This is a genomic window from Magnetococcales bacterium, assembly GCA_015231755.1.
In the GTDB taxonomy this organism is placed as follows: Bacteria; Pseudomonadota; Magnetococcia; order Magnetococcales; family Magnetaquicoccaceae; genus Magnetaquiglobus.
This window is the reverse complement of sequence record JADGAZ010000004.1, coordinates 51,736-64,398: the sequence shown is the minus strand read 5'-3', so window position 1 is coordinate 64,398 and position 12,663 is coordinate 51,736. Positions and strand designations below refer to the sequence as shown.

Annotated in this window: 11 protein-coding genes; all 11 read right to left on the bottom strand. The window is 58.8% G+C overall.

The window, feature by feature from the left end; all coding sequences use genetic code 11:
- Positions 1-43: 43 nt before the first annotated feature.
- Positions 44-1,576 (bottom strand): CBS domain-containing protein, encoded by a 1,533-nt coding sequence (locus tag HQL98_03860; protein MBF0271201.1) that lies wholly within the window; start codon positions 1,574-1,576, stop codon positions 44-46.
- A gap of 234 nt (positions 1,577-1,810) precedes the next feature.
- Complete coding sequence (locus HQL98_03855; GenBank protein MBF0271200.1) at positions 1,811-2,185, bottom strand: response regulator; 375 nt, start codon at positions 2,183-2,185, stop codon at positions 1,811-1,813.
- 111 nt (positions 2,186-2,296) lie between these two features.
- A complete protein-coding gene (locus HQL98_03850) occupies positions 2,297-2,773 on the bottom strand; it encodes a chemotaxis protein CheX (protein MBF0271199.1) in 477 nt (158 codons plus the stop codon).
- A 45-nt stretch (positions 2,774-2,818) separates the two neighbouring features.
- Entirely contained in the window at positions 2,819-3,196 is a 378-nt protein-coding gene (locus tag HQL98_03845) for a response regulator (protein ID MBF0271198.1), read from the bottom strand.
- 53 nt (positions 3,197-3,249) lie between these two features.
- Positions 3,250-4,077, bottom strand: coding sequence for a protein-glutamate O-methyltransferase CheR (locus HQL98_03840; GenBank protein MBF0271197.1), 828 nt, complete (start codon positions 4,075-4,077; stop codon positions 3,250-3,252).
- A gap of 2 nt (positions 4,078-4,079) precedes the next feature.
- Positions 4,080-5,333 carry a chemotaxis-specific protein-glutamate methyltransferase CheB gene (gene cheB / locus HQL98_03835; GenBank protein ID MBF0271196.1) on the bottom strand — a complete coding sequence of 418 codons (1,254 nt, stop codon included), beginning with the start codon at positions 5,331-5,333 and terminating at the stop codon, positions 4,080-4,082.
- Between the two features lie 36 nt (positions 5,334-5,369).
- Positions 5,370-7,082: a SpoIIE family protein phosphatase gene (locus HQL98_03830; protein ID MBF0271195.1), complete on the bottom strand. Its 1,713-nt coding sequence runs from the start codon at positions 7,080-7,082 to the stop codon at positions 5,370-5,372.
- Positions 7,083-7,135: 53 nt separating this feature from the next.
- Positions 7,136-7,450 carry an STAS domain-containing protein gene (locus HQL98_03825; GenBank protein MBF0271194.1) on the bottom strand — a complete coding sequence of 105 codons (315 nt, stop codon included), beginning with the start codon at positions 7,448-7,450 and terminating at the stop codon, positions 7,136-7,138.
- A gap of 99 nt (positions 7,451-7,549) precedes the next feature.
- Positions 7,550-8,521, bottom strand: coding sequence for a hypothetical protein (locus tag HQL98_03820; GenBank protein MBF0271193.1), 972 nt, complete (start codon positions 8,519-8,521; stop codon positions 7,550-7,552).
- 5 nt (positions 8,522-8,526) lie between these two features.
- Entirely contained in the window at positions 8,527-9,018 is a 492-nt protein-coding gene (locus HQL98_03815) for a chemotaxis protein CheW (protein MBF0271192.1), read from the bottom strand.
- 43 nt (positions 9,019-9,061) lie between these two features.
- Entirely contained in the window at positions 9,062-12,364 is a 3,303-nt protein-coding gene (locus tag HQL98_03810; GenBank protein ID MBF0271191.1) for a chemotaxis protein CheW, read from the bottom strand.
- Positions 12,365-12,663: the final 299 nt, after the last annotated feature.

Sequence of the window (12,663 nt, the reverse complement as noted above, 5' to 3'; positions counted from 1 at the left end):
CCCAGACCCCTTCTTTTCTTTCAATCGTGACACATGCGATGGATCAGATCTGCTTCTTGCGTCGATAGAAATCCAACAGCCCGTGCAGGGTGACAAACCCCCGCAACACCCCCTGGTTGCTCACCACGGCCAGGGCGTGCAGACGGTTTTCCATCATCAAATCCGCCGCCTGCCCGATGGAACTGGACAAGGTGACGGAAATCACCTTCTGGGTGGCGTTGATCTTGCCGATGGGCAGATTGCATAACGCCTTGTCCCGGGCGTTCATGGCCTTGGTGCCGAAAAACGGTCCCATGATCTGTCGCAGATCGCTCTGACTGACCACCCGAATCAATTTTCCTCCACGCTCGATCCCCATGTACCGGTAGCCGTCCTGACGCATGGCGTTGATGGCCACGATCACCCGTTCGTCTTCCTTCAAGGTGAAAGGATACTCGGTGATGACCGTCGCCACACTGCCTGCGTCGTTGGGAGTGGGCAGGGAATCCTTGACGTATTGAATCGTCGGGATGGGGCTGAAAATCTGGCCCTGGGCGATGGAGGCCTTGCCCCCGGATTTTCCGCTTGGCCCCAGTCCTCCCCGGGTCATGCTCCCCGCCTCTTCCATGGAACTGTCGATCACTTCCCGTCCCGGACCCGCCCCGGGATCATAAGGATCCAGGAAGGCGATTTCCCCTTCGTCATCACCACCTCCCCCCGCCAACCCCTTGGCAGCTCCCGCCGACGCGCCGCCCTTGCCCTGCGCGCTGCCGGTCTGGCCTTTGCCACCCTGAGCCTTGGCGGCACCGGAAGACTTGGCCGGAGGCGGCGGTGGGGGTGGAGGCGGCGGTGGAGGCGGCGGTGGGGGCGGCGGAGGCGGCGGTGGAGGCGGCGGAGGTGGTGGTGGAGGCGGTGGGGGTTCCACGGCTGCGGGCGCCGACTTGGCGGCAGCTTCTCCTCCCCCTTTTCCACGTTGGGTGTCTGCGGCGATTTCGGCGTCCGATCCGGGAATCTTGACCTTCAACAAGGTTTCGGCAAACCCTCGGGACAACACCCAATAGGCGTCTTGCGGCGGAAAGTCGGAAACCTGAATCTGAACCTTCACCGCCAGATAGGTGGTGTTCTCCTTGAAGGTGGTGGGGAAGTCCCCATAGGTGACATGGGTGGTGCTGACCAGAAACAGATGGCCCCCTTCGCTGAGCTTTTTTTCCACCAGGTCGTTGAGGGCACCCACCACCTGGTTGGAGACTTCCTGAAAACCCTCCTGGATCTCTTCGTTGTACTCTCTGTTCTTGACCTGGCTTTGAATGACCGAAGCCCCCATCATCATCATGAGGCCGGTCAGGGCAATGGAGGTGGCAATGTCAAAAATCAGGTGGATATCGCCCGAGTTCATGCCATCTTCGGTGACATAGGCGACGCTGCGATCCGACTCGAACAACAACTCCAGATCGTCGCGACCTCTGTTCAACTCGATCTCCTGGAGCGAGCAGACCACAGGCGCAGCGGTCAGGGTGTTGAGGTCGTTACCCAGTTTGGTGACATAGTTCAGGAAAAAGGGACGTGCCCTTTTTACGATATCTTGGGGTGTTTCCATCGCTTAACGCTCGCTCATATATCCACATGGGTGTGATCCAAGGATCTGGCGAGGGATTTAAAGCAAATTTTATACCATTCAAAAAATTGGCACTAACGGACAGGGTGATGAAACCGAGGCGGGATGGAACGAGTCGGCGGAAAAGAAGGCAGAAACACCATTGCCTGCACCCGGGAAACGGGTTGCGAACAATGGTGTTTCTGCCGACCTCATGTGTGAAGCGGGGTGGGCGTGTTATTTCAGGAACCGTTCCAGTTCGACCTGGAGGGTTTCCGGGGTGAACGGTTTTTTGATGTGACCGTTGGCACCGGCTTCCATGGCGGCACCCACTTTGGCTTCGCCACCTTCGGTGGTAACCATGACAATGGGGATGTTCTTGATGGCGGGAGGACCGCTGCGGACCGATTTGACGAAATTCAGGCCATCCATGATCGGCATGTTCCAGTCCGAGAGGATCAGCTTGAAGTTGGTGTCGGTTTTGAGCAGGTCCATGCCTTGCTGGCCATCGCCGGCTTCCAGGATGTCCGTGATTTTGAAACCGGCCTGACGTAGGCCACGAGCCACAATTTTCCGCATGACGCTGGAGTCGTCAACGATCAATACGCGCATATTCCCTCTCTGCAATCCGTCGGTCTGGTTGAAACGATATACGATCAAGTCAAAATCAATACCTTCGCAGAAAAGTGCCAAAGGTTCAAGTTTTTTCTGGCCCAGGTGATTCTACAGGCTGGCATGGACCATGAGCACGCCTTCATCCATTTGAAAGGTGAAGACTGTGGTCGGGTGATTGGTTTTCCATTGGGCCGTGTACTCCTGGCCGACGATGGCGACCGGGGGGGAGAGATTGACACTGCCGATCTGGGCTTTGGTTTTCATGCCGCCACACACCATGTTGGCCAGTTCCGCGGCGCCGTCGAGCAGATCTTCCATGGTGAGATCATCGGGTGTGAGCCCCACGATGCGGGAAACAATCTCACGCAAGAGTGTCTGGCTGCATGACACACCCACCATGCCATGCAATTGTCCGTCCAACCGTACCAGTCCCACCACTTCGTTGGTGAGGGTGAAGGAATCCGCGCTCTCCTGGCCGGCGAAGACCACTTCGGACATGGCCATGGAGGTCATCATTTCCGTGACCGCTAGGCGCAGGCCGTTCAAGAGTTTGTGCATCAGTTCGGCAGTATCGGATCCGCTCATGGGACGCTCCGTGAAGGGTGGGGATGCTGGATTGACAACCGACGCTTAAAGACCGCCCATGCCCAAGGCTTCCATGATACGGGCCGCCATCTCTTCTTGTGTGAAGGGTTTGGTCTGATAGTGGATGGCACCGGCCTGAATCGCCTTGATGATGTAGTCTTTTTCGCCTTCGGTCGTGACCATCATCACCGGAATGTGCGCCCAGCGTGGATCGGCCTTGAGCAGTTTCAGCACTTCAAGACCATTCATGCCGGGCATGTTCCAGTCCAGAAGGATCAGGGCGACCTCTTCGCCATGTTTTTCCAGGACTTTGATGCCCATGTCGCCGTTTTCCGCTTCGAGCACCTCGAAGCCGACCATGGCTCCGATGCCGCTGATGACGCGACGAATGGTTCTGGAGTCGTCAATGGTGAGTAGTTTCATGAGGTTTCACTTTTTCAAAACGTGTTTCCAGGTTGCGACTCACTTGCATGTCTTCAGGTTGGGCGGTACAGTGCGGCGCTGCCCATCATGACTTGTTGAAACCCGTTCGTATACCCCCTGGGTGATTCCGACGCACCGATCGCCAGGAGTCCGTCTTTTTGAAGACTGTCATGAATCTTGCCATAGATTTGACGCTTCAACTCATCCGAGAAGTAGATCAACACATTGCGGCAGAGCACAAAGTCGAAGATTCCATGTTCCTTGAAGGGACTCATGAGATTGAACTGTTGGAACTTGACCAGATTGCGCACTTCCGGGGCCACTTCGTAGACCATGCCATTCTTTTTGAAGTAGCGTTCCAGGAACTCCGGACGCATGCCCCGGGAGATGGCCAATTGGCTGTAGCGCCCCGAAGAAGCCAGCACGATGGCCGAGGGAGAGAGATCCGTGGCCAGAATGGAAAACTTGCTGATCGGAGGGGGCGCATCCACCTTGCTCAACTCTTCGTTGATCAGCATGGAGATGGAATAAGGCTCCTGACCCGTGGAACAGGCCGCCGACCAGATGCGGACCTGGGGCGCGGTACGGGCTTTTTTGACCAGGGCCGGGACTACATGATCGGACAGGGCCGAAGCGAAGGAGTCGTCGCGGAACCACAAGGTTTCGTTGGTGGTCATGGCGTCGATCACCTTGGTCCGCAACGGGCCGGTGTCGGCTTTCAATTTGGCGTGCAACTGGAGAAAGTTCTCGCAGCCGTTCTGCACCAGCAGGACGGTCAGACGGTTTTCGATCAGATACTCCTTGCCGGGATTGATCTGAATACCGCTGTGCTCGTTGATGAAATGACGGATGGCGTCGAATTCTTCTTGAGTGATGGCCATGGTCAGCGGGCCACTGATGGGTTGCAGAGTTGAATGATCCTGGGACCGATGGCATCCAGAGACAGGGCTTCGTCGGAAAGGCCTTTTTCTTCAACGGAACGGGGCATGCCGTACACCACGCAGGATTGCTTGTCTTGAGTGATACACCACGTTTTGCCTCCGCGTTTCAGTGCGTCCACACCGTTGGTCCCGTCCCGTCCCATGCCGGTGAGGATAATGCTCAAAACGCTTCCCGTGAAGGAAGCGGCCACAGACATAAATAACACATCGATCGCCGGACGACATTCGTTGACCTTGGGTCCGTCGTTGAGAATCAGTTTGAAGCTTCCTTCGCGATTTTGCAAGGTCATATGTCGTCCTCCCATGGCAATAGTGACACTTCCGGGTGTCAGAGGTTGCTCGTCCCTGGCCTCTTTCACCGTCAGACCCGACGCACGGCTCAATTGCGCGGCCAGGGATGTGGTGAAAACCGGAGGCATATGCTGAACGATCAGGGTGGGGATGGGCAATTTTTCCTTGAGAATGGAGAAGATGGTCGTCAATGCCGCCGGACCCCCCGTGGAAGAGCCGATCAGCAGCAGGTCCGGCAGGTTGGGACTTTTCAAGGAGACGGCGGAGCGGGGGGCGAAGGAGACCGCGGGTGTGGGGGGGGTGACCAAGCGTTCCGTCGGACGGGGCAGCACCGGTGGTCGGATCGGAGGCGACAGGGGAGGCCGGGAAGCCGCTCCGGGTGCCGGAAAGGTCGCCGCCGAGGCCGGACCCGAGGCCGGACCCGGGGCCGCAGCGGACGGGGTCGGGGCGGAGGCGGGTGGTTGATCGTTGTCGGTGTTTTGCAACAGCAGCGACAGGATCGGTTCCAGGCTGTGACGCAAGGCGGCCTTGGCCCGCTCCACATTGTTTTCCAGAGGCTTGGTGATGAAGTCGATGGCGCCGGCGTTGAGGCATTCGACAATGATGTTGGCGTTGGATCGGGAGGTGGAACTCACCATCACCACCGTCAGCCTGGGAAACCGTTTGCGCAGCTCTTTGAGGGTGGTCAGGCCATCCATGACCGGCATCTCCACGTCCAGAAGCACCACATGGGGTCTTTCCGGGTCGTTGGAGGCGAATTGCGCGACGATTTTGTCCAGTGCCAGCTTGCCGTTGGAAGAGGTGTTGGTGACGCGGATGCCGGGAATGCTCTCCGCGACTTTTTTCATGATCATGCGATAGGTGATGGTATCATCCACCACCATGGCATTGATGAATTCAGCCATGCATCGCTCCCATCGCTTGCATCGGTCCCGTCAGATCTATAGCGTCCATCGGTAAACCGCCTTGGCGCGGTTGCCGCGCCCCTGATATTCCAACGAGTGGCACAGGGATTTCACCAGCGCGATGCCCCGTCCACCATGGCCGACATTGCCTTGCAGTTGGGAGTGAACCTGATCCAGTTCAAATCCGCAGCCCGTGTCCTCCATGAGAATGTGAATTTCGCCGCCTCTGGGTTCGGTGCCGGTCTGTTCCGGCGGTCGGGGCCGGTGGGAGAGTTCCAGCCGGATGGTTCCCTCCTCCAGCCGGGCCAGACGTTCCTCCCGCTGGGTGTAGTACTGGATGAATCCTTCGGGGGTTTTTTTGGTGCGGGTGTCCAGTTTCAGCAGGCCGTGATCCAGGGCATTGGAGAACAGCTCCGCCAGAATGGTATACAACCGTTCCCGATGCCCGCTCGGAGCCTGGAGATTCATCACCGTGTTGATGACCGTCGGCAGGGGATCCACGCTTTTCAGGGTGTGGGCGCTGAAGGTGAACGAGGCCTCCCAGGGGGTCGGGGGAATGGCGGTGCGTTGACGTTTCTCCTCGATGCCCCGGGGTTCCTCTCCGGCCCGGTCGCAGACGATTTCCAACAGGCTGATGTCATCGGTCTGCTGGGCGGTGCCGCGGAATTGTTCCAGATCGTCGAGAATGGCGTGAAACAGGGTTTCGGGACCATGGGTGCCGTCGAAATGGCTCTCCAGGCGTTCCGAACCGTACATGGTATCGTTGGTGGCCGTGGCTTCGGTCACGCCGTCGGAGTGCAGAAACACCCGGTAATCCGGACGGATTTCCAGGATTTCCACCTTGCGGTCCTCCCGGGTCATGGGAGCCACCCCCAGGGGCATGTGGGTCGAGGGGATGCGTTGCACCAGACGCCCCGATCCATCCACGATCAGTACATCCGGCAGTCCACCGTTCCAGATCACGAGACTTTGTTGTCGATGGTCCACCTCGATCAGGCAGGCGGCGCAGAACATCCGTCGGGGCATGATCGACAACAGCTTGACGTTCATTGCCTCGGCCATGTCGCCGATGGAAAATCCCTGGGCCGTCATGTCATAGAAAATATCCGCCACCGGCATGGCCGCCACCGCCGCCGATAGACCATGACCGGTGAAATCCCCCAGCATGATGTGCAGACCACCGGCGGGATTGTAACTGGCCACCAGGAGATCGCCGTTGAACAGGGTCATCGGCGAGGTCCAGTGGTTCAGGCACGGGGCGTCCAGCAGATTGCCCGCCCGCACGATGTGGGCAAAAATATGCTTGCCCACTTCGAGTTCCTGATGGACCCGTTCCTGATGGAGTTCCAGTTCCTCCTTTTGCAACCGCAAACGGGCGTGCAATTGGCGGATCCGTTCCATGGCACCGATCTTGGCTTGCAGGATGGTGCGGTTGAACGGTTTGGTCAGAAAGTCGTCACCGCCGGAGTCGATGCATTGCACCAGCCCCTCTTCATCGGTCACCGCGGTCAGAAAGATGATCGGCGTGAAATGGGAAGCGTGCAGGGTTTTGATTTCCCGCGCCGCTTCGTAACCGTTCATCCCTGGCATGCGGATGTCCATCAGCACCAGATCCGGATGATGGAGCGCAAACGCCTCCACGCCGTCGCGACCATTGTTGGCCGTGATGACCTCGTGTCCTTCCTTGCCCAGCAACCGTTGCAAAATCGTCCGGTTGATTGGGTCGTCATCGACGATCAGGATCTTCATGCCGTCTTTCGCATTCAAACTTTCGCATTCAAAAAAGGGGGCGGTATTTTCGGTCAGGCGATTTTGAACAGGCGTTGGAAATTGGCGGTTTCCAGAATCTTGCGGATTTCCGGACGGGTGTTGATGATCTCGATGTCCGATTCGTTGGCTCCGGCCTCTTCCCGCAGCAGCAACAGCATGCCCAGCGCCGACGAGTCGATGTATTCGGTGCCGGCCAGATCGATCACGAACCGTCTGCCCTGGTTGTCCTCTCCGGAGTCGCTTTGATAGGCGGCGCGGAACTGGGAGTGCATCTCGAAGTTGAAGCGACCTTTGACTCCGATGACGGTCTCCTTGTCGCTGCGGCTGACGTGAATGGTTCCAGACATGGGGTTCTCCTCGTGTTCAGAATGGTGAGTAGAAAAAAAGTATGATGATCTCGGCGTCGGGGAACGCAACCCGAACCTCGGGGTTTTCCGAACGCTTTTTTAAAACAACTCGATGCCGCCTTCATCCATGCTGGTCTGTTGCACAGCCTGACGGTCGGCGATGTTGAAGCGCTCTATCTGATGGACGAGCGCTTCCTGGATGGAATCGGCGTCGTGTTCCCCAAGATCGGAGGGAAACAGCGCCGACAGTTGTTCCAGTACCGCGAACTTTCGCTCCATGCTGTGGGTCAATTGGGTGACCATGTCCTCGAACTGCAAGGACATCACCGCGATGCCCACTCGCATGTTGATCTCTTCGGTGATCTCGGCCACCTTGCCGATGGTTTCGGCGGTGAACTGGTCGATGGCATTGACCTCTTCCATCATGAAGTCCACCCGGCCTTTGGATTCGATGGCAAAGCTCATATCCTTGGAGGCCATCACTTCGATGATCTCCTTGGTGGCCATGATGTTCTCCCGGGCCTGATCGATCACATCGCTGATCTTGCCGCTGAAGGCGTGGGAGTTGCCCGCCAGTTTGCGCACCTCGTCGGCCACCACGGCAAAGGAGCGTCCCGCCTGGCCGGCCCGGGCCGCCACGATCCGGGCGTTGAGGGAGAGCACATGGGTCTGTTCCGCGATGCCGTTGATGTCTTTGATGAGGATCACCACTTCGTTCATCTGACTGGCCAGGGCGTCCACCCGGTGAACCATCTCCATGCTTTGGCGGCTCACCAGAATGATGTGATCCACAAAGGTACGCAGAATCTTGTCCGTCTCGCTGACAAACTTACGAATGCTGATCGCTGAATCGTCCGCATCCTTGGAGATGTCCATGGATTGGGTGAGCGAGGAGACAAGCTGATGCTGATCGTTGGATTTGTCCCGCAGTCCGTTGAAACTGTCGGTCAACTTGACAATGGCATCTTGCACCAGCGAGCGGATCTGGCCCATTTCCACGCGCACGCTGTCCACTTCGCGCGTGACCTCTTCGCGGATCTCCCGGAGGAGCTGGTCGTTCCGGCCGCTCATCACTGTCAACTTGAAGCCTGATTGTTCAGCCCCAGCACTGTGGCCACATCGAGGATGATCAGAAGATTGCGCTCGAACTCCACCACTCCGTGGACAAAATCGGCGGCGATGCCGGTCAGGTTGGCCGGTGGCGGCAGAATGTTGTCATCCACGATGTCCCGCACGTCCCCGAGTTGATCCACGGCCAATCCCACCGGATCCTCCCAGGGACATTTGGTCATGGCCAGTTCGTGGTCGATTTTCAACACTTCGTCCCGGGTCTTCATGATGACGTTGTATTGTTTGACCCGGCTTTCGCCGGAGTCGGGTTTCGACCAGCAGAGTCGGGATTTCAGATCGAACAGGGTGATGACACGACCGCGAATATTCAGCATGCCCCGGATGTAGTCCGGAGAGCCGGGGACCGGGGTACACTCCATGGAGCGGTTGATCTCCCGGACCAAGAGGATATCGATCCCAAGATAGAGGTCGCCCAGGGTGAAAGTGCTGACGAGCATGGCAGGGTTACTCCGGCGGTTCTGGTTTCACGGTGTCAATGCGTCAACGGGGGCGCAGGGTGGAGACCACCTTGAGCAGTCGGTTCTTGTCGATGGCGGGCACACAACTGACGAACCCGGCACGGGTACAACGATCTTCCAGCTCCGAGGAGATGGAGGATGTGGTGGCGATCATGGGGATTTCCGCATGGGGCGTGCCATTCAGCTCGTTGGCCAGCTCGAAGCCATCCATGACCGGCATGTTGAGGTCGGTCACCAACAAGTCGTAGTCGCTGCGGTTGAGCATGCTGATGGCGGCCTGGCCATCTTCGGCCTGATCCACCTCGAAGCCCACCGAACTCAGATAGTTGCTGGTGAGTACCCGCAGGAACGGGGTGTCGTCCACCACCAAGGCGCGGAATCCCGAGCCTTCCACCTGAGGCGGCAGCCAGGGAGGACGGATGCCCGCCATCTCGAACACGGCGTTGACATCCGGGAACAGCACCACCCGGTCGTCGATCTGCGCCGAACCGAACAGGCCAGGAGCCTGGATGGCGCGGCAATCCAGATCGATGTTGGTCTCCCGGGTGTCGAGGATGCGCGAGAAGATCAGACCGGCCTGGATGTCCGGGATGTTGGGCACCACCATGCAGAGGTTGAGATCCTCCTCTTCCTCGGAGTCGCTGCTGTTGCGGGACAGCCCCATGCCTTCGAGTCCCAGGACGTGATCCGGGTAGATGGCCCGGAAGGTCTTGCCGTCGTAGCGTACATAGGGGAGTCCGCCGATGGTGTCGAGGAGTTTGGGGGAGATCTTCTCCACCCGGCGCACCATGCTGTGGACAATACCCATGATGAGTCCGGTACCGGTTTCCAGCAGGATGATGTTCTGTCTCTCCCGCAAGGCGGCCCGGCGTTCCTCGTCCAGATCCATGCGGGTGGCCCGTTCCACGTTGCTGAAGTTGATCTGGGCCTGCTCCATGAGTCCGGCGTAGTCGATGATCAAGGAGACGCTGCCATCACCCAGAATGGTGGTGGCCGAGAAACAGGGGTTGTCCTTGAAGAAGGCGGGCAGGGGCTTCACCACGATCTCTTCGCTGTCGAGGACTTCATCCACCACCATGCCGAACTCGTTGCCGCCTACGTTGAGGACCATCACGTAGGCCACCAGGGTGTGGGGATCCCGGCGATCGGTGAGGGGATCGGTGTGGTTTTTGCTGTTGATGGAGGCTTCCTTGGCCTTGCGCATGGCGCCCCGACGGTCGGAAAGCCGTTCCCGGCGGTCGGGTTCCTGGCTGTCGGCGGGCCAGACGCGCGGAATGTTCAACACTTCGGTGAGATCCACCAAAGGCAGCAGCATGTTGCGCAGTCGCAGCACCGGGGCGTTGCCAACGATTTCGATCTGTTGGGCACGGTCGGATTCCGCCACCCGCACGATTTCCACCAGTCCGATCTCCGGAATGGCGAAACGCTGGTTGCCCGCGGACACGATCATGGCCGGAATGATGGCCAGGGTCAGGGGAAGCTTGAGAATGATGGTGGTCCCCTTGCCCACCTTGGAGAGGATCTGAACCGTGCCACCGAGTTTTTCGATATTGGTGCGCACCACGTCCATGCCCACGCCGCGGCCCGAGACATCGGAGATCTTCTTGGCCATGGAGAAACCCGGCGCGAAGATGAGATCCAGGGCGTCTTCTTCGCTCATGGTGTCGGCCTGGCGTTCGGTGATCACGCCCCGTTCCAGCGCCTTGGCCTTGACTCGTTCCGCGTCGATGCCGCCACCGTCATCGGCCAAGGAGATGTTCACCATGCCGTTTTCGTGATAGGCGGCCAGTTCCACCTGTCCGGCTTCGGGTTTGTTGTTGGCCAGACGGTCCTGGGGCATTTCGATGGCGTGGTCGGCCACGTTGCGGATCATGTGGGTCAGGGGATCGGAGAGATGTTCGATCACCGACTTGTCCAGATCCACGTCGCCGCCCCGCAGTTCCAGATCGATTTTTTTGCCCAGTTTGTGGGCCAGATCCCGCACGATGCGGGGAAACTTGTTGAACACCACCGAAACCGGCTGCATGCGGGCCTGCATGACCCGTTCCTGGATGCGGCTGGTGATGGAGTCCAGATTTTGCACCAAAGGTCCGAAGTGGGGGAATTTGGCCTGCACCTCCACGGCGGCGCGGGAGAGCTGGTTTCTGGCCAGCACCAGTTCTCCCGCGTTGTTGATCAGCTCGTCCAGCAAGGAGACGCTGACCCGCAGGGTCTCTTCCACCGTGGGGCTGGAACTTTTGGTGGTGGGGGCTCCGGTGCGGGGGGTGGCGCTGCGCTTGGGGGTGGCGGCATATTTGGGTTTTTTGAGACGGGGGGTGTGGGGACTTTTGGTCCGTTGGCCGGAGTCGTCTTCGTCCTCGTCTTCGTCGTTGTTGTTGATCTCCCGGGGTTTGCTGGCCACGACAATCGGTCCGGAGGCCTTGCGGGTCGCGGTGACCTGGGCGGTCTGGGCCGCGCCGGCGGGCAGGGCCTGCTTCTGGATGTGGTCCGGCGCCACCTGTAGCAGCGACAGCAGCAGATCATCCTCCAAGACCGTGGAGAGCAGGACCGCCAAAGAGGTGGTTTCCAGGGCTTCCAGTTCCTTGTTGGACTGGAAGGACGGATCCGTGGCCACGATGGATCCCACCGATTCCATCAAGGATTTGGTGGTGTTGAACAGGTCGATCCGCTCGTCCTTGCCAGACGGCAGATCCATGGTGATGGAGAAAAACCGGCGTCCATGGGTGACCGCATCGGCCACCGCCTCCGGATATTTTTGCAGGTCGAAGGTCTTGAGCACCACCTTTTTGGTTTCCGTCCCGGTTGCCGCAGGGGCGTCGTCGGACTCCCCGGGATCGGCCTCGGGGACCGGTTCGGGTTCCGGAGCCGGTTCCGGGGTGGGCGCGGGTTTGGGAGCCGGGGCTGCCAGCACTTTCGGCGCCGCTCCCCCCCCCATGCCGCTGCCTTCCAGGATGGCCTGGATGGTGGCGATCTGTTCGCTGGCGTCCACGGATTCGCTGGCCGACACGTCGTGGATCATGGTTTGCAGCTTGTCGAGCCCGGAGAGCAGACTGTCCGTGACGGCTGGCGACACCGACATGGACTTGTCCCGCACCTTGCCCAGGAGATTCTCCATGGTGTGGCTCAGCTTGGTGATGCTGGAAAGTCCGAAGAATCCGGCCGAGCCTTTGATCGAGTGCACGCTGCGGAACAGCCGGTTGATGATCTCCGGATCCGTGCTGTCGCCTCGTTCCTCCAGGGTCAGAAGGTCAGGCTCGATGGTCTCCAAATGCTCGGTGGCTTCCTGCACGAACATGCCCAATAGTTCATCATCTTCCTCGGCCATGACGACAATTTCCCCTGAACGCGCGACGCTTGTTACGGGTTGTTACGGACCGCAACCCTTTTTTTAAGAGGCGGACTTTATCAGTGTATCGGGATTCCATCCGAGAAATCAAGATGGACAAGGAGGCATTCCCCCACAGGCACGTCTGGCCGCGTGAAAATGGATCGCGGCGAAAATTTCTATATCATTTTTGGAATGTTTCGGCTATGATTAACGCGCTTTGGATGCATTTTTCCCATTTACGCTATGTTACAAATGGGTCGTGGCCATGGCGAAGGGGGTGGAATCCCCCTGTACGC